The sequence below is a fragment of the Kribbella sp. NPDC051952 genome (genome assembly GCF_040680855.1).
GTDB lineage: Bacteria > Actinomycetota > Actinomycetes > Propionibacteriales > Kribbellaceae > Kribbella.
Window position 1 is genome coordinate 1 of the sequence record NZ_JBFAXQ010000003.1, and the last position, 16,299, is coordinate 16,299.

General features: G+C 67.7%; 18 protein-coding genes. 8 read left to right on the forward strand and 10 right to left on the reverse strand.

Features of this window, described 5'->3' with window-relative positions:
* From AB0L70_RS07060 to AB0L70_RS07075, 4 genes are all read left to right on the forward strand, one after another.
* On the forward strand, nt 1–391 hold a 391-nt coding region (locus tag AB0L70_RS07060), incomplete at its 5' end, for a thiamine pyrophosphate-dependent enzyme (RefSeq protein WP_363680931.1).
* The gene (locus AB0L70_RS07065) at nt 391–1,485 is read left to right on the forward strand and encodes a glycerate kinase (RefSeq protein ID WP_363680934.1); all 1,095 of its coding nucleotides are present in this window, start codon (nt 391–393) and stop codon (nt 1,483–1,485) included. The genes AB0L70_RS07060 and AB0L70_RS07065, both read left to right, overlap by 1 nt.
* Complete coding sequence (gene allB / locus AB0L70_RS07070; protein WP_363680937.1) at nt 1,482–2,825, forward strand: allantoinase AllB; 1,344 nt, start codon at nt 1,482–1,484, stop codon at nt 2,823–2,825. Before AB0L70_RS07065 ends, allB begins: the two co-directional genes overlap by 4 nt.
* Nucleotides 2,822–3,637 (forward strand): bifunctional allantoicase/(S)-ureidoglycine aminohydrolase, encoded by an 816-nt coding sequence (locus AB0L70_RS07075; protein WP_363680939.1) that lies wholly within the window; start codon nt 2,822–2,824, stop codon nt 3,635–3,637. The genes allB and AB0L70_RS07075 overlap by 4 nt, the downstream gene beginning before the upstream one ends.
* Here the strand turns inward: AB0L70_RS07075 and AB0L70_RS07080 are convergent.
* Nucleotides 3,634–4,062 carry a GNAT family N-acetyltransferase gene (locus AB0L70_RS07080; RefSeq protein ID WP_363680941.1) on the reverse strand — a complete coding sequence of 143 codons (429 nt, stop codon included), beginning with the start codon at nt 4,060–4,062 and terminating at the stop codon, nt 3,634–3,636. The genes AB0L70_RS07075 and AB0L70_RS07080 overlap by 4 nt on opposite strands.
* Nucleotides 4,063–4,096: 34 nt before the next feature.
* Nucleotides 4,097–4,636 carry a GNAT family protein gene (locus tag AB0L70_RS07085; protein WP_363680943.1) on the reverse strand — a complete coding sequence of 180 codons (540 nt, stop codon included), beginning with the start codon at nt 4,634–4,636 and terminating at the stop codon, nt 4,097–4,099.
* Nucleotides 4,637–4,773: 137 nt separating this feature from the next.
* Here AB0L70_RS07085 and AB0L70_RS07090 point away from each other — a divergent pair, with 137 nt between their 5' ends.
* A complete protein-coding gene (locus AB0L70_RS07090; protein WP_363680945.1) occupies nt 4,774–5,541 on the forward strand; it encodes a glucose 1-dehydrogenase in 768 nt (255 codons plus the stop codon).
* Nucleotides 5,542–5,636: 95 nt separating this feature from the next.
* Here AB0L70_RS07090 and AB0L70_RS07095 read toward each other — a convergent pair whose 3' ends face one another.
* Entirely contained in the window at nt 5,637–6,431 is a 795-nt protein-coding gene (locus AB0L70_RS07095; protein WP_363680947.1) for an ABC transporter permease, read from the reverse strand.
* Nucleotides 6,428–7,381 carry an ATP-binding cassette domain-containing protein gene (locus AB0L70_RS07100; RefSeq protein ID WP_363680949.1) on the reverse strand — a complete coding sequence of 318 codons (954 nt, stop codon included), beginning with the start codon at nt 7,379–7,381 and terminating at the stop codon, nt 6,428–6,430. Before AB0L70_RS07100 ends, AB0L70_RS07095 begins: the two co-directional genes overlap by 4 nt.
* 97 nt (nt 7,382–7,478) lie before the next feature.
* Here AB0L70_RS07100 and AB0L70_RS07105 point away from each other — a divergent pair, with 97 nt between their 5' ends.
* Entirely contained in the window at nt 7,479–8,240 is a 762-nt protein-coding gene (locus AB0L70_RS07105; protein ID WP_363680951.1) for a TetR/AcrR family transcriptional regulator, read from the forward strand.
* Here the strand turns inward: AB0L70_RS07105 and AB0L70_RS07110 are convergent.
* The 4 genes from AB0L70_RS07110 to AB0L70_RS07125 all read right to left on the reverse strand — a co-directional run bounded on the left by AB0L70_RS07110 (nt 8,237) and on the right by AB0L70_RS07125 (nt 11,371).
* The gene (locus AB0L70_RS07110) at nt 8,237–8,842 is read right to left on the reverse strand and encodes an FMN reductase (RefSeq protein WP_363680953.1); all 606 of its coding nucleotides are present in this window, start codon (nt 8,840–8,842) and stop codon (nt 8,237–8,239) included. The genes AB0L70_RS07105 and AB0L70_RS07110 overlap by 4 nt on opposite strands.
* Nucleotides 8,839–9,951, reverse strand: a complete 1,113-nt coding sequence (locus AB0L70_RS07115; RefSeq protein ID WP_363680954.1) for an LLM class flavin-dependent oxidoreductase — start codon at nt 9,949–9,951, stop codon at nt 8,839–8,841. Before AB0L70_RS07115 ends, AB0L70_RS07110 begins: the two co-directional genes overlap by 4 nt.
* 145 nt (nt 9,952–10,096) lie before the next feature.
* The gene (locus AB0L70_RS07120) at nt 10,097–10,432 is read right to left on the reverse strand and encodes a tetratricopeptide repeat protein (protein ID WP_363680955.1); all 336 of its coding nucleotides are present in this window, start codon (nt 10,430–10,432) and stop codon (nt 10,097–10,099) included.
* A gap of 63 nt (nt 10,433–10,495) precedes the next feature.
* Nucleotides 10,496–11,371 (reverse strand): aldo/keto reductase, encoded by an 876-nt coding sequence (locus AB0L70_RS07125; RefSeq protein ID WP_363680956.1) that lies wholly within the window; start codon nt 11,369–11,371, stop codon nt 10,496–10,498.
* A gap of 138 nt (nt 11,372–11,509) precedes the next feature.
* On the opposite strand from AB0L70_RS07125, the gene AB0L70_RS07130 reads away from it, so the two are divergent.
* Entirely contained in the window at nt 11,510–12,592 is a 1,083-nt protein-coding gene (locus AB0L70_RS07130; RefSeq protein WP_363680957.1) for a hypothetical protein, read from the forward strand.
* On the opposite strand, the gene AB0L70_RS07135 is transcribed toward AB0L70_RS07130, so the two are convergent.
* Nucleotides 12,573–13,055: a GNAT family N-acetyltransferase gene (locus AB0L70_RS07135; RefSeq protein WP_363680958.1), complete on the reverse strand. Its 483-nt coding sequence runs from the start codon at nt 13,053–13,055 to the stop codon at nt 12,573–12,575. The two genes, AB0L70_RS07130 and AB0L70_RS07135, sit on opposite strands and share 20 nt — an antisense overlap.
* 126 nt (nt 13,056–13,181) lie before the next feature.
* On the opposite strand from AB0L70_RS07135, the gene AB0L70_RS07140 reads away from it, so the two are divergent.
* Nucleotides 13,182–14,762: an alkaline phosphatase D family protein gene (locus AB0L70_RS07140; RefSeq protein ID WP_363680959.1), complete on the forward strand. Its 1,581-nt coding sequence runs from the start codon at nt 13,182–13,184 to the stop codon at nt 14,760–14,762.
* A 95-nt stretch (nt 14,763–14,857) separates the two neighbouring features.
* Here the strand turns inward: AB0L70_RS07140 and AB0L70_RS07145 are convergent, their stop codons facing one another.
* Nucleotides 14,858–16,297 carry a diguanylate cyclase gene (locus AB0L70_RS07145; RefSeq protein ID WP_363680961.1) on the reverse strand — a complete coding sequence of 480 codons (1,440 nt, stop codon included), beginning with the start codon at nt 16,295–16,297 and terminating at the stop codon, nt 14,858–14,860.
* Nucleotides 16,298–16,299: the final 2 nt, after the last annotated feature.

Here is a 16,299-nt window from a genome sequence, read left to right on the forward strand (position 1 = left end):
CAACATCCCGTACATCCATGTCGTGGTGAACAACTCGTACCTCGGGTTGATCCGGCAGGCGCAGCGCGGGTTCGACATGGACTTCTGCGTGCAGTTGTCCTTCGAGAACATCAACAGCCCCGAGGTGAACGGGTACGGCGTCGACCACGTGAAGGTCGCGGAAGGCCTTGGCTGTAAGGCACTCCGCGTCTCCGAGCCCGACGGGATCCTGCCGGCGCTGGAGAAGGCCAAGAAGCTCATGGTCGAGCACCAGGTCCCGATCATCGTCGAGGTCATCCTCGAGCGCATCACCAACGTCTCGATGGGGCTCGAGATCAACAACATCACCGAATTCGAGGATGTTGCCGAGAGCCCCGAAGATGCGCCGACCGCGTTGGCCCTGCTCGACTGATGAAGGTGATTGTTGCTTCTGACAAGTTCAAGGGAAGTGTCGGGAGCGATGAGGTAGCAGCCGCGGTGGGTCGGGGCGTACGGCGAGTCCGGCCCGACGCCACCGTGGTCAGCATCCCTGTGGCGGATGGTGGTGACGGCACGTTGTCGGCCGCCATCGCGTCTGGCTTCGAGCTCGTCCCGGTAACCGCCTCGGGTCCCACGGGGGAGCTGGTGCGGAGTGGGTTCGCTCGTCGGGGTGATGTTGCGGTGGTGGAGTTGGCTGATGTCTCCGGGCTGGTCCGCTTGCCCGGTGGCCGGCCGGCTCCGATGACCGCGACCTCCCGGGGAACGGGCGAGGTGATCGCCGCGGCGATCGACGGCGGATGTACGCGCGTCATCCTCGGGATCGGCGGGAGTGCGTCTACCGATGGTGGCGCTGGGCTGGTAGAGGCTCTCACTGGGAGCCCGCTCGACCTGCCCGCGCTGCGCCAACGGCTCAAGGGCGTGGAGGTTGTGGTGGCGTGCGACGTCGACAACCCGCTGACCGGGCCGACCGGCGCGGCCGCTGTTTATGGACCGCAGAAGGGCGCCACCCCGGAGCAGGTGGTGGAGCTTGATGCGGCACTCAGCCGCTGGGCTGATCAGGTGGCCGAGGCGACTGGGCAGGACCTGCGGGACACGCCGGGCGCGGGTGCCGCGGGCGGGGTGGGCTTCGCTGCGCTCGCCCTGCTGGGAGCCGAGTTGCGGCCGGGAATCGAGCTAGTGCTGGAGCTCGTCGGCTTCCACGGCCAGTTGGCGGGCGCGGACCTCGTGGTCACTGGGGAGGGCGCGCTCGACGAGCAGACGCTCCACGGCAAGGCTGTAGCCGGTGTGGCCGCAGCAGCCCGAGCAGTCGCATCCCCCGGGATCCCGATTGTTGCGGTGTGTGGTGTGAACCGGCTGCGCCCTGAGCAACTGCGGTCGGCCGGTGTGCTGGCGGCGTACGCGTTGACTGATCTTGAGTCGGATGTGCGGAAGTGCATTGCGGAGCCGCGGCCGTTGCTCGAGCGGCTTGGGGAACGGATCGCGGTTGATCACCTTACGATGAACGAGACTGAGAGGGGCATCGCGTGAACGCGCTGGACCTCGTGATCCGGGCTCGCCGGACCGTGCGGGCGGGGAGCGAGCAGGCCTGTGCCATCGGCGTACGTGACGGCAGGATCGTTGCCATCGCGCCGTACGACGCCGACCTCGCCACGGCCACCGACGTACGCCTCGCGGACGACGAAGTACTGCTGCCCGGCCTCGTCGACACCCACGTGCACGTCAACGACCCCGGCCGGACCGAGTGGGAAGGCTTCACCTCCGCCACCAAGGCGGCTGCCGCCGGTGGTGTCACGACGATCGTCGACATGCCGCTCAACAGCATCCCGCCGACCTGCGACGTACCCGCGTTGGACCTGAAACGAAAAACCGCCCAGACCCAGGCGTACGTCGACGTCGGGTTCTGGGGCGGGGCGATCCCGGGCAACGTGCCCGAGCTCCGGCCACTCCACGACGCCGGCGTGTTCGGGTTCAAATGCTTCCTGCTGCACTCCGGCGTGGACGAGTTTCCGCCGTTGGACGCGCAGCAGGTCGAGGCTGCGATGGCTGAGATCAGTGGGTTCGACGGCCTGCTGATCGTGCATGCCGAGGACGCTCACCGGATCGACGACGCTCCGCCACCGGAGGGCGCCAGCTATCCCGCGTTCCTGCACTCCCGCCCGCGCGCCGCCGAGAACGCCGCCATCGCCGAGGTTGTTGAGCTCGCTCGCCGCACCGGTTGCCGCGTCCACATCCTGCATGTGTCCAGCGCGGACGCTCTGCCGCAGATCGCGCGCGCTCGCGAAACCGGCGTACGCATCACGGCGGAGACCTGCCCGCATTACCTGAGCTTCACCGCGGAGGAGATCCCCGACGGCGCGACGCAGTACAAGTGCTGCCCGCCGATCCGTGAAGGCGCAAACCGCGAGCTCCTCTGGGACGGTCTCCGCGACGGCGTGATCGACCTGGTCGTCTCCGATCACTCACCGTCGACGATCGACCTCAAGCATCTGGATACCGGCGACTTCGGCACCGCCTGGGGTGGCATCGCCTCGCTTCAGCTCGGCCTCTCCGCGATCTGGACCGAGGCCCGCCGCCGCGGCTTCAGCCTCACCGACGTCTCACGCTGGATGTCCGCCGCCCCCGCCGCCCAGGTTGGCCTGTCGACCAAGGGCCGGATCGAGATCGGCTCCGACGCCGACTTCTGCGTCCTCGCCCCCGACGAAAGCTTCGTCGTCGACGCGAAGATCCTGCAGCACAAGAACGCGATCACGCCGTACGACGGGCGCACGCTCGACGGCGTCGTCCGTAGCACCTGGCTGCGTGGCGAACCCGTCGACATCGACGCCGGCCCGCGCGGCCGCCTGCTGACCCGAGGAGCATCACGATGAGCTACTACTCCCCGAAGGGTGGGCTGCCCGCGCAGACCGACCTCACCACAGACCGCGCGGTCTTCACCACGGCGTACGCCGTCATCCCGCGCGGCACCATGCGCGACATCACCACCAGCCGGCTCCCGTTCTGGGACGACACCCGGTTGTGGGTGATCGCGCGGCCGCTGTCCGGGTTCGCCGAGACGTTCTCGCAGTACATCGTCGAGGTCGCGCCCGGTGGTGGGAGCGATCGGCCGGAGACCGATCCCGCCGCCGAGGTCGTCCTGTTTGTTGTCGAGGGCAACTTGGTACTCACGGTTGCCGGCGAGAAGCACGCGCTTGCGCCGGGTGGGTATGCGTACCTGCCGCCGGGTGGGGACTGGACTGTTCGCAACACGAGCGATGCGGTGGCTAGTTTTCACCTTGTGCGTAAGGCTTATGAGCGGGTCGACGGGATCGACGTGCCTGATGCCTTCGTGACGAACGAGGTTGAGGTCGAGGGGCGGGAGATGCCGGGCACCGAGGGGCGTTGGAAGACGCAGCGGTTCGCCGATCCGGATGACGTACGCCATGACATGCACGTGAACATCGTCAGCTTCGAGCCCGGTGGGGTCATCCCGTTCCCGGAGACCCACGTGATGGAACACGGGCTGTATGTGCTCGAAGGCAAGGCTGTCTATCTGCTCAACAAGGACTGGGTCGAGGTCCAGGAGGGCGACTTCATGTGGCTCCGAGCCTTCTGCCCCCAAGCCTGCTACGCCGGCGGCCCCGGCCCCTTCCGCTACCTCCTCTACAAAGACGTAAACCGTCACCCCAAGCTGACGCTCTAGTCGAGGGTCTTGGTGAGGAAGATCCGGCTGATGCCCAGTGATTCGGTGGGGATCCGACCGAACTCAGTCCAGCCGTGGTGTTTGTAGAACTTTGGCGCCTGGAAACTGATCGTGTAGACGAAACCGCTGACACATCCCCGCCGGCGGGCCTCGGTCTCGGCCTGCTGCAGCATCCTGCCCCCGAGCCCCGATCCGCGGAGTGAGTCCGGTAGGTAGAGCAGGTCGACGAACCACAGCCCGAGCGAGGTCCGGCCGGTCAGCCCGCCGAGTGTCCGGCCGCTGTCCGGGTCCTTCACGAGCACGGCAAGGGGCTGCCGATCCTGGACTCCGGCGGCCGCGAGGTTGAACTCGTCCAGGCCGTCGGACACGGCGGCGGTGTCGGCATCGGTCGGCTGGTCTGTCAGCACCAGGTCGTAGCTGATCACGCCCAGACCGTAGCCGCGGACTCCGACAGTTTTGTCAGCTCGCGATGGAGACTGGGCGTTGGGGTGGGGTCAGGGGGTCTGTGAGGAGGCGGGCGTGGCGTTCCACGTCGTGCCGGGAGCCGTCGTACGCGAGGCGTTGGCGTTCCACGCCTTCGGGGAGGAAACCGGCGCCGGCGGCGACCGCACAGGAGGCTGGGTTATCGATCTGATGGCCGAGTTCGAGCCGGTAGAGGCCGGCGTCGTGGTGGGCCCAGTCGGCCAGGGCGCGGAGTGCGTCCCGGGCTACGCCGTGGCCGCGGACGTCGGCGAGGGTCCAGTACCAGGTCCAGCCGACTTGATGGCGGTCGATGTTCGTGACCGCGACGCACCCGATGGGGTGGTCCTCGGCGTCGGCTACGGCGTACACATGCCCGTTGTCCAGGTCGGCGACGCGGCCGATCCAGTCGACCGCGGAGGCCCGGTCGACCACCCCGACCTGCATTCGCATCTGGGGATCCTGGTGCGCCGCGGCCAGCCGCAACGCATCAGCCGTCCGCCACCGCCGCAACCCCAGCTGCCCGAGCGCGTATCCCATCATTCGAATCTACCGCCGCCTCACCGTCAGTAAACCCCTGTACGGCGCGTTCTTAGTCAACGGACAGGGAACGCCCCGCGAGTTCTCAGGCAGAGGGGGGCGGCATGACTGGACAAAGTCGGGAGAGGATAGGGCGCATGGGATATCTGGATTTCAGGGATCAGGTTGTGGTGGTGACCGGGGCCAGTAGTGGGATCGGGGCCGCGGCGGCGGTGGGGTTCGCGGAGACCGGGGCGACGCTGGCGCTGCATTACCACCGCAACGAGGAGGGCGCCAAGCACACCGTGGGCGCGGTGCAGACGGCCGGCGGTACGGCGTCCCTGCACCAGGCGGACCTGGCTGATTCGAAGTCGGCCGACGCCTTCATCGACGACGTACTCGCGCAGCACGGGCGGATCGACGTACTCGTGAACAACGCCGGTGACCTCGTCAACCGGTCGCCGGTCGCCGAGGTGGCGGACGAGGAGTTCCACCGGATCCTGGATGTGAACCTGACCTCGGTGTTCGCGCTCAGCCGCCGGGTCGTACCGGTGTTCCGCGGCCAGGGCGGTGGCGCGATCGTGAACGTGACCTCGATCGCCGGCCGGCACGGCGGTGGCGGCGGGTCGGTGGTGTACGCGACCAGCAAGGGTGCCGTCAGCACCTTCACCCGAGGTCTGGCCAAGGAGCTCGCCCCGGACGGAATCCGCGTGAACGCGATCTCGCCGGGCGTCATCAAGACCCCATTCCACGAGCGCCACACCGGCGACGAGCAGATGACCGCGATGATCGGCACGATCCCGATGGGCCGCACCGGCACGCCGCACGAATGTGTCGGCACGATCCTGTTCCTCGCCTCCGACCGGATGGCGTCGTATGTCACCGGCCAGATCATCGAGGTCAACGGCGGCCAGTTGATGCCGTAGGCGGACTCCCACCACTCACCAACACCGGTCCTGGGCTTCCCTTCACGCTCACGGGGAGCCTGGGATCGGTGGTTGGTGAGTGGGGGAGATTCGCATCAGCGAGACAACGTGCGGAAGCGGTGCGCCGACAGCGGCAGGAAGACCGCGGTCAGCAGCAGCGGAGCGATGATCGCGGCGACCTCGGCATGGGTGCCGATCCAGGTCGCCGTCGCCGACGGATCGGCGTTGCCGAACAGGGCGCGAGAGGCTGTTGCCGTTGCGGACAAGGGATTCCACTGCGCGATCGTGCCGAGCCAGGACGGCATGGTCGAGGTGGCGACGAACGTGCTGGACAGGAATCCGACCGGCCAGACCAGGACCTGCACCATCGTCACGCTCTGCGCGTTCTTCACGCTCAGCCCGATGAAGATCCCGACCCACAGCAACGCGAACCGCAGCAGCAACAGCAACCCGAACGCAGCCACCGCGGACGGCAACCCTTCATGCCACCGCCAACCGAGTGCGAGCCCGGTCCCGGCCAGCACGACAAGTGTCACCACCGAATCGAGCATGTCCGCGATGCACCGCCCCATCACGACCGCCGCCGAGCTCATCGGCAACGACCGGAACCGGTCCGTCACGCCCTTCGACGCATCCGTCGTGACCGCGGTCATCGTGCCCTCGAGCCCGAACAGCATCGCCAGCGCGAAGATCCCGGGTACGAGCAGTTCGTAGTACGACTCGCCTTCCGGGAAGTCCATCGCGCCACCGAGCAACCCGCCGAACATCAACAGCATCAGCACCGGGAACGCCCAGCTGAAGATCACCAGCCCCGGCTGCATCCGCCAGTGGACGAGCGTCCGCCGCGCAATCGTCCAACTGTCCGCCAGCGCCCAACCGAAGGCCGTCATGCCGTCACCTCCGGCCCGGTCAGCTGCAGGAACACTTCGTCCAACGTCGGTCTGCGTAACGTGATGTCCTCCGGTTCGATCTTTGCCTCATGCAATGAGTTCGCCATCACCACGAGCGCGCGAGTCCGGTCCTTCACCGGCACGCTGATCCGCCCGTCCTGCACCCGGATCTCCCCGTCCGCAAGGGATCCCGCCATCTCGACGACTCGCCCTACCTCCACCGGGTCGACCAGCACGATGTCCAGCCAGTCCGATCCCAGTTGTGTCTTCAGCTCGTCCGGGGTGCCCTCGGCAACGACCTTGCCGGCCTTGAGCATCGAGATCCGGTTCGCCAGTTGATCCGCCTCCTCCAGGTACTGCGTCGTCAGCAGTACTGTCGTCCCGCCGTCGACCAGCTGCCGTACGGCGGACCACACCTCGAGCCGCCCGGCCGGGTCCAGACCGGTCGTCGGCTCGTCCACGAACAGGACCGCCGGTGCCACGATCAGACTGGCCGCGAGGTCCAGCCGCCGCCGCATCCCGCCGGAATACTTGCTGACCGCCTGACCCGCCGCCTCGGTCAGGCTGAACCGTTCGAGCAGCTCGTCCGCCCGGCGCACCGCCGCCGCGTGGCCCAGGTGGTTCAGGCGGCCGAACATCACCAGGTTCTGCCGCCCGGTCAGGATCTCGTCGATGGCGGCGTACTGGCCGACCAGCCCGATCCGTCGCCGGACCTCGGCTCCTTGGCGGCGTACGTCGTACCCCGCGACGGTCGCCGTACCGGAATCCAGCTCCAGCAGTGTGGACAGGATCCGCACCGCCGTCGTCTTGCCGGCGCCATTGGGGCCGAGCAGGCCCGTCACTGTGCCGGCCGTGACCTCCAGGTCGAAACCGTTCAGACCTGCCCCCTCGGTGCCGCCCTTGTAGTGCTTCCGTACGTCGACGGCCTCGATCACACGTTCCGTAGTCACTTCCCACCTCTCGCCCAGGTTGAGTCGTAGAGTGTACCGTACACTGTACGGCTCAGGTACGATCGGGACAACGACGACCGGCTGGAGAATGTTCCCGTTGACTGGAAAGAAGGCTGCTACGCCTGATCCGGCGCGCAGTCTGGCGCTGCTCTGGGGCAGCCACACGAAGCCCGGCCGCTCCGGCCTGACCGTCCGCGCGATCGTCGACGTGGCGGTCGAGCTGGCCGACGCGCAGGGGCTCGAGGCGGTCTCGATGCGGATGGTCGCCGAGCGGCTGAAGGCCGGCACGATGTCGCTCTACACGCACGTGCCCGGCAAGGGTGAGCTGACCGACCTGATGTTCGACCGCGTGTACGGCGATCTGTACGCCGACGTCGACGAGCCGGCCCGTCAGCCCGGTGGATGGCGCGGGGCGCTGGAGTTCATCGCCCACCGCAACTGGGACGTCCTCACCAAGCACCCGTGGATCCACGAGGTCCCGACGATGCGTACGGCGTTGGGCCCGAACGTCACCCTGAAATACGAGGCCGAGCTACGACCGCTCGACGGCATCGGACTGACGGACGTCGAGATGGACTCCGCCCTGACCCTGGTCCTCACCCACGTCCAGGGCACCGCCCGCGCCGGCGCGGAACAACTTCGCACCCAACGCGACTCCGGCCTCACCGACGAGGAGTGGTGGCGTCAGATCTCGCCGACCCTCACCCATGTGATGTCGGGGAGCGCCCAGCACTTCCCCCTCGCCGGCCGCGTCGGCACCGCGGTCGGCGAACAGTTCCAGTCCGTCATCGACCCGGCCCACGCGTTGAGCTTCGGCCTGACCCGGATCCTCGACGGGATCGGGCTGCTGATCGACTAGCCGTTGTTGAGCAGGTCCTCGAACGGGGTCGGGTTCTCGTAGGGGTCGGTGCGAGTGGGCGCGTCGTGCTGAAGAGCGGCGACCAGTTCGGTCGCGGCTTGGGTGATGCGGGTGCGGAGCTTGGCGGCGTTGGGTCCCCAGTCGGTGGAGGCGGCGTACACGCCGGTGGGAGTGGGCAGCGCCTTCAGGTAGGCGAAAAGTGGGCGCAGCGCGTAATCGAGGACCAGCGAGTGCCGTTCGGTGCCGCCGGTCGCGCCGAGCAGGACCGGCTTGCCGGCCAGGGCCTGGTCGTCGAGGACGTCGAAGAACATCTTGAAGAGACCGGAGTACGACGCACTGAAGGTCGGACTCACCACGATCGACGCATCGGCCGAGGTCACCGTGTCGAGGACCGTTTGCAGTGAGCCCGTCGGGAAGCCGGTGAGCAGGTTGTTCGTCAGGTCGTGGGCGTGGTCGCGCACCTCGATGGTCTCGACGTACGACGTGATCCCGCGCCCGGACAGCTCGTCCTGGACCGCGGTCGCCAGCTGGTCGGCGAGCAGCCGGGACGACGACGGTGTCGTCAGCCCGGCCGTCACGACGGCGATCTTCCGCTCGGTCATACCGAAGGCTCCTCGATCGTCTCCAGGTCGTGCGCCCGCTCGGCGGCGGCCTTCAGTGAAGCATGCGTCGGCGCGTCCGGCACGTGGGCCGGCTTCTTCGCCGCGAACTCCTTCCGCAGCACCGGAACCACCTCTTCGCCGAGGATGTCCAGCTGCTCCAGCACGGTCTTCAACGGCAGCCCGGCGTGGTCCATAAGGAACAACTGCCGCTGGTAGTCGCCGAAGTGCTCTCGGAACGTCAGCGTCCGCTCGATCACTTCCTGCGGGCTGCCCACGGTCAGCGGGGTCTCGCGGCTGAAGTCCTCCAGCGACGGCCCGTGTCCGTAGACCGGGGCGTTGTCGAAGTACGGCCGGAACTCACGGACGGCGTCCTGCGAGTTCTTCCGCATGAAGACCTGCCCACCGAGTCCGACGATCGCCTGGTCGGCGGCGCCGTGCCCGTAGTGCTCGAAGCGCGTGCGGTACAGCTCGATCATCCGCGCGGTGTGCGAGACCGGCCAGAAGATGTTGTTGTGGAAGAACCCGTCGCCGTAGTACGCCGCCTGCTCGGCGATCTCGGGTGAGCGGATCGAACCGTGCCAGACGAACGGCGGTACGCCGTCGAGTGGTCGCGGGGTCGACGTGAACCCCTGCAGCGGCGTACGGAACTTGCCTTCCCAGTCGACCACGTCCTCGCGCCACAACCGGCGCAGCAGGGCGTAGTTCTCGATCGCGAGGCCGATGCCGTTGCGGATGTCCTGACCGAACCACGGGTAGACCGGGCCGGTATTGCCGCGACCCATCATCAGGTCGACGCGGCCGTCGGACACGTGCTGCAGCATCGCGTAGTCCTCGGCGATCTTCACCGGGTCGTTGGTGGTGATCAGGGTGGTCGCGGTGGACAGGATCAGCTTCGACGTCTTCGCGGCGATGAACCCGAGCATGGTCGTCGGTGACGACGGCACGAACGGCGGATTGTGGTGCTCACCCTGGGCGAACACGTCCAGCCCGACCTCTTCGGCCTTCTGGGCGATGGTGATCATCGCCTTGATCCGCTCGCGTTCGCTCACGGTCGTCCCGGTCGTCGGGTCCTCGGTCACGTCCCCGACGCTGAACACACCGAACTGCATCCGTCCTCCTCACCTAGGTAGTTCACTATTAAACTACTCTGTCCATCAGAACACCAATCCCCGGCGTGTTCATTCCATCCTCCCCCGGCAAACGCCGACGGCCCGCGATCCGGAAGCGGATCGCGGGCCGTCGGTCGTGGCCGGGTTACAGGCTGTGTGGTCGCAGCAGCTCGTCGTCGCCGGTGAGGGCGGCGGCGATACGACGGTGTTTGCTGGCCTCGTCCCGGCGGGACAGGCGTTCCAGGGTGCGCGCGAGCATCAGGTGGGCGTAGTACTCGGTCGGCTCGCGTTCGATCACTTCGAGGAGATGTTCTTCGGCCGGCTTCAGCAGCGCGGCGTGGTAGTACGCCCGGGCCAGGAGCAGACGGGTGCCGACGTCGTCCGGCGTCTCCTCGACCACCGGCGCCAGGGCGCGGATCGCACCCCGGTAGTCGCGCTCCTCGAAGTACTGCCGGCCGAGGCCATAACTGAGTGCACGCATGTCTTCCACGGCACACCGAACGCCGGGTCGCTGGGGTCTTATTCCAGCGACCCGGCGGTGAGATCAGGCGGCGTCGAGGGTTGCTACCTGGTCGGGGGTGAGCTGCAGGTCGAGCGCGGTGTAGGAGTTGCGGATCGTTTCCGGCCGGCTGGAGCCAGGGATCGGGATGACGTACGGCGACTTTGCCAGCAGCCAGGCGAGCGTCAAGACCTGCGGGCTGACGCCGAGCTCGGTGGCGAGCTGGTGGAAGGCGGGGTGCTTGCTGCCGAGGTCACCGGCGTTCGAGATGCCGCCGAGCGGCGCCCAGGGCAGGAACGCGATACCGAGCTCGTCACACAGCTCGAGCTCGGGCTCGCTGGACCGGAACGCCGGGGAGAACTGGTTCTGCACCGAGACCAGGCGGCCGCCGAGGATCTCGTTGGCCTGCTTGATCTGGTCCGGGTTCGCGTTCGAGATGCCGGCCATCCGGATCTTGCCGGCGTCGAGCAGGTCCCGGATCGCGCCGACCGAGTCCTCGTACGGCGTCTTCGGGTCGGGCCGGTGGAACTGGTACAGCCCGATCGCCTCGACCCCGAGCCGCTTCAGCGAGGCGTCGGCCGCCTCGAAGATGTGCTTCGGCGAGCCGTCGACGGTCCAGCTGCCGTCGCCCGGGCGCAGGTGGCCGCCCTTGGTGGCGACGAGCACGTTCGACGTGTCACCGCCGTACGACGCGAGGGCGCCGGCGATCAGGGACTCGTTGTGGCCGACGTCGGTCGCGGTCAGGTGGTACGCGTCGGCGGTGTCGATGAAGGTGATGCCGGCGTCGAGCGCGGCGTGGATGGTCGCGATCGACCGGGCTTCGTCGGGCCGGCCCTCGATCGACATCGGCATCCCGCCGAGCCCGATAGCACTGACCTCAACATCACCGATCCGCCGCGTGGTCTTCGTATCTGGGGACATGCACCCAGCGTTGCGCGCCGAGACTCGGTATTCCAACAGCAAGAAAAGATGACAGCAATCAACCTGGATTCTGAATCCCCGGCCACATCGTAGGATCTGCAACGACAACGCCTGGGGGGATCCATGGTTCGAACGGTGATGAGCGGGCGCGCTTGGGTCGCCTACGCTCAGATCTACGTCGAGAGCGCGGACAGCAACGCCGACCTCGGTGAATGCTTCGCCGGCCAACGCAACGGGTTGTGCGGCGCCGCGGTGGCAGGGAAGTTGTTCCTGATGACCGGCCTGCACACCGGCAAGGTCGGGTTCACGGTCGAGGTACACGACGCGATGCCGCGATCGGTCGAGCACGACGCAGAAGAGATCGTCGAGGCGTCGTACCAACCGATTGGTGACGCTGCACTGAAAGGTTGGGGTGGCGAGGGGCGCTGGCCGCTGGACCTGGAGGACAGAAGCTACCGGGTGCGGTACTCCGCCTGGGGCATGGACGAAGGCCACCAGGCCGGCCCACCGATGGAGGACGACCCGCTGGTCGACCGATACCTGCTGCAATTCTGGCCGGCACCGCCTGCGCCGGATCGTGTGATCAGACAAACCAGCAAGCAAGCGGCGTACCGCCACAAGTACGCGCAAGAGCAACCGACCCCAGCACAGCTCGCAGAACAGAAGCGAGAGAAGGCCCGCCTCGCCGAGGAGCGGAAGCTCGCGGAAGAAGCCGAATCGTGGGGCGGAACGCTCCCGACCGCGCGGCTGCGGGAGGTGTCATCGACGGCGCGGGAGGTGGCCCGCCTCGATCGGTCGCTGGTGGACGGGTTGGTGCGTACCTATCCAGCGCACCTGCGGCTCATCGCGAGGTGGGCTGCACGGCGTGCCATGCAGGCTGCGGGATTGAGCCAGCTCGAGTGGGTCGCCGCCGCCCTCGATGGGATGGATCGAGGCGACGACCTCTGGGATCTCCTCCGCACCGCCGGCGAACTGCGGGGACCTATCGGAGGGGACCAACCGGGTGCCAGATTGGTCACGCGGCAATGGGGCTGGGACGACGATCTCGACCCCATGGAGAAGCTCTCGACCATGCTCTTCGCGGTCCACTCCAATGATCCGTTGCGTGCCGCGCTCGACGCGATCGTCCTCACCTTTGGCGCCTTCGGGAAGGGCCGGGAGCGCGACGTGATCGACGAACTGAATCAGGAGTTTCCGTGGGTCACGAGCCTAGCTGGGTGAGGGCCTCGTCGGTTAGGCGGTAGACCATCCATTCGTCCTGGGGGCCGGCGCTCAGGGATTTGTAGAAGTTGATGGCGGGGGTGTTCCAGTTGAGGACTGACCATTCGAGGCGTTCGTAGCCTTGGGTTACGCATTCTTGGGCGAGGGCAGTGAGGAGGGCTTTGCCCAGGCCGGTGCCGCGGGTTTCGGGGCGGACGTAGAGGTCTTCGAGGTAGATGCCGTGGACGCCGCGCCAGGTGGAGAAGCTGAGGAACCAGATCGCGCAGCCGGCCACCTCGCCCTCGTGTTCGGCGACGTGGCAGAAGACCGCGGGCTTGTCACCGAACAGGGCGGTCTGCAGTTGTTCCGCGGTCACGTGGCACTGGTCGCGGGCGCGTTCGTACTCGGCCAGGCTGTAGATCAGCTCCACCAGCGCCGGGACATCGTCCGGCCGCGCACGTCGTACCCGCTCGTCAGTCTGCATGAGGACATCTTGCCTGCCGGTCGATTCATCGGAGATCGCCGTTAACTTACCGACCAACTGTGAGACATCCGGCGCCTGAACACTGACGGGGCTTTCCCACCTGAACCCGCCCTCCAGGAGGAACCCATGTCCGTTTCACGCCGTCGCTTCCTCGGCCTGGGTGGTGCGGGCAGTGCCGCCGTACTGCTCGGCACCGGGGCCTGGGACGCCTCGACCACGTACGCCGCCCCGTCCGGCACCGGCAACCCGTTCACCCTCGGCGTCGGCTCAGGCGATCCGGCGTACGACGGTGTCGTGCTGTGGACCCGTCTCGCCACCGACCCGTACGCCGTCGACGGCAAGGGTGGCATGCCGGCCCGGCCGGTCCGGGTCGAGTACGAGCTCGCGTACGACGAGAACTTCCGGCACATCGTCCGCCGGTCGAGCGTCGTCGCGACCCCGGAACTCGGTCACTCGGTCCACCCCGAAGTCCGCGGCCTGCTGCCCGACCACGTGTACTACTACCGCTTCCGCACCGGCCACGAGGTCTCGCCGATCGGCCGGACCCGGACCACCCCGCACCCGTTCACCAGCCCGCGGGACCTGCGGTTCGCGTTCGCGTCCTGCAACGCCTGGCAGGACGGGTACTTCACCGCCTACGACCACATGGCCGACGAGGACCTCGACCTGGTCGTCCACCTCGGCGACTACATCTACGAGTCCGGCGTCAAGACGAACAAGCGTGGCGTGACCACCGACCCGCGGTTCCACACCGAGACCTTCGACCTGGCCCGGTACCGGCTGCAGTACGCGCTGTACAAGACCGAGGCGCCACTGCAGGCCGCGCACGCTGCCCACCCGTGGATCCACACGTTCGACGACCACGAGGTCGAGAACAACTGGGCCGGCGACCTCTCCCAGGCCGACACCGAACCCGACCAGGACCCGGCCGTCTTCCGCGCCCGGCGCGCACAGGCGTTCCAGGCGCTGTACGAGAACATGCCGCTGCGGCACGCACAGATGCCGGCCGGCCCGGACATCCGGTACCACCGCCGCCTCCCGTACGGCCGGCTCGCGGACTTCACCATCCTCGACACCCGCCAGTACCGCACCGACCAGCCGTGCGGCGACGGCGACTCGTCCACGTGTGACGACCGGTTCAACCCGGACAACACCATGCTCGGCGGCAAGCAGCGCGCCTGGCTGCTGGACGGGTTCCGCAAGTCGCACGCCCGCTGGCAGGTCATCAGCAACCAGACCCCGATGGGCCAGACCGACTGGACCCCTGGCCCGGAAACCCACGTCTGGCTGGATCCCTGGGACGGTTATGTTGCCGAGCGCAACAAGGTACTCGCGGCCGCCCAGGACAGCGGCGTACGCAACCTGGTGGTGATCACCGGCGATCGCCACCAGAACTACGCCCTCGAACTCAAGCGCGACTTCGCCAACCCCGACTCGTCGACGGTCGGCACCGAGTTCGTCGGTACGTCGATCACGAGCGGCGGCGACGGTGCCGACACGACCGAGCAGGGCCAGCAGTTCCTGGCCGCGAACCCGCACCTGAAATTCTTCAACAACCAGCGCGGCTACGTCCGCGTCACGGTGAACGAGAAGCAGTGGCGCTCCGACTTCCGGGTCGTCCCTTATGTCCAGACCCCGGACGCCCCGATCAGCACCCGCGCGACGTACGTCGTCGAGGACCGCAAGCCGCACGTGCACCAGGCCTGATCAGGCCTTCAACGGCAGAGTGGGAGGATCTCATCCTCGATCTCCCGCGGCCACAGCGACCACGTGACGCCGTCGCCGACGTACCCGGCGCCTGATCAGTCGCGGCTGTGTTTGGCGGTGTACATGGCTTGGTCGGCTTGGTGTAGGAGGGTGTCGAGGTCGGTGGAGTCGGGGGTGATGGGGACTGTGCCGATGCTGGTGGTGACCTGGACGGCGATGTTGGGGAGGGGGCGGCTTACTGCGGCTTCCAGACGGGCGATGAGGGCGGCCAGGTCTTCGCCGGCGATGTCTTCGGCCAGTACGGCGAACTCGTCGCCGCCGAGTCTTGCGACGGTGTCGCCGTGGCGGACGCCGGCGGTGAGGCGGTCGGCGATCTCGCGGAGAGCCCGGTCGCCGGCCTCGTGACCGTAGCCGTCGTTGACGAGTTTGAAATGGTTCAGGTCGCAGAACAGCAAGGCGCCGGGGCGGCCGGTGGAGCGGGTGCGTTCCAGGACCGAGAGGAAGCGGTGCTGGAGGTGCCGGCGGTTCGGGAGGCCGGTGAGTGGGTCGTGGGCCGCGTGGTGGCGGAGTTCGCGCTCGGCGTCCTTGCGGGCGGTCACGTCGTCGATCTGGATCAACAGGATCCGTGGCTGACCGTCGCCCTGTTCGACGATGGCCGCCGTACCACCGAGCCAGATCTCGGCACCGGTGGGCGGCGAGAAGATCCGCTCGAACCGGTACGCACCGTTGCCAGCGGCAACTGCTTCGAGTTCGCGCCGGGTCTGGTCCGGTTCCTCCTCGAGCAGGAAGTCGACCAGTCGGGCGCCGAGCAGCTGGTCGGCGGCGTACCCGGTGATCCGGCAGAAGGCGGCGTTCACCCGCAGGATCCGGCCCAGCTCCGGGCCGTCGAAGGCGACCGTGGCCATCCCGTTCCCGGCGCCCTCGAAGACCATCCGGAACGTCGTCTCGCTGGCCTCGAGCCGCGCCTTCTCGGCCCGCAGCTGATCGGTCAGCCGGGCCTTGTCGATCGCGAGCCCGGCCTGGGTGGCGAAGATCTCCAGCAGTTCCCGGTGGATCGGCCCCGGCCGGCGCTGGTCCTCGGGCAGATCGACCGCGAGCATCCCGAGCAGCTCACCATCCGGTGAGTACAGCGGCGCGAACAACGCGTCGAGTGGATGCCATGCGTCCGGATCGTCGGACACCGGTACGTCGGGAACCCAGCCGACCACCTCGCCCTCCGGCAGTCGCTCGTGCGGCACGAACCGCAGCCCGCCCCACTGGTCCGCGATCGCGAACTCGGCGTCGAAGATGTCCGCCGCACTGACCGTGCCGAGCAGGGCCTCGCGTGCCTCCGGGGAGCCGGCGACCGCGATCACCTCGAACTTCCCGTCCTCGTGCCGCAGGTTGAGCAGGGCGATGCCGAACCCGAGGCCGTCGACGACACCGTCGACGACGGCCTGCAGGGTTTCGGCCAGACTGCGGCCGGCGCCCATCCGCGCGCTCACCTCGTACAGGCGGCGAACAGCCGTTAGCCGGACCACAGGCTCTTGGGGCACGG

Bases quoted from the DNA above. Each gene is read 5' to 3' on its own strand.
- AB0L70_RS07090 (WP_363680945.1), top strand. From the start codon at position 4,774: ATGGGATATCTGGATTTCAGGGATCAGGTTGTGGTGGTGACCGGGGCC.
- AB0L70_RS07130 (WP_363680957.1), top strand. From the start codon at position 11,510: ATGAGCGGGCGCGCTTGGGTCGCCTACGCTCAGATCTACGTCGAGAGC.
- AB0L70_RS07075 (WP_363680939.1), top strand. From the start codon at position 2,822: ATGAGCTACTACTCCCCGAAGGGTGGGCTGCCCGCGCAGACCGACCTC.
- AB0L70_RS07125 (WP_363680956.1), bottom strand. From the start codon at position 11,371: ATGTCCCCAGATACGAAGACCACGCGGCGGATCGGTGATGTTGAGGTC.
- AB0L70_RS07065 (WP_363680934.1), top strand. From the start codon at position 391: ATGAAGGTGATTGTTGCTTCTGACAAGTTCAAGGGAAGTGTCGGGAGC.
- AB0L70_RS07095 (WP_363680947.1), bottom strand. From the start codon at position 6,431: ATGACGGCCTTCGGTTGGGCGCTGGCGGACAGTTGGACGATTGCGCGG.
- AB0L70_RS07115 (WP_363680954.1), bottom strand. From the start codon at position 9,951: ATGCAGTTCGGTGTGTTCAGCGTCGGGGACGTGACCGAGGACCCGACG.
- AB0L70_RS07120 (WP_363680955.1), bottom strand. From the start codon at position 10,432: ATGCGTGCACTCAGTTATGGCCTCGGCCGGCAGTACTTCGAGGAGCGC.
- AB0L70_RS07085 (WP_363680943.1), bottom strand. From the start codon at position 4,636: ATGGGATACGCGCTCGGGCAGCTGGGGTTGCGGCGGTGGCGGACGGCT.
- AB0L70_RS07140 (WP_363680959.1), top strand. From the start codon at position 13,182: ATGTCCGTTTCACGCCGTCGCTTCCTCGGCCTGGGTGGTGCGGGCAGT.
- AB0L70_RS07135 (WP_363680958.1), bottom strand. From the start codon at position 13,055: ATGCAGACTGACGAGCGGGTACGACGTGCGCGGCCGGACGATGTCCCG.
- AB0L70_RS07110 (WP_363680953.1), bottom strand. From the start codon at position 8,842: ATGACCGAGCGGAAGATCGCCGTCGTGACGGCCGGGCTGACGACACCG.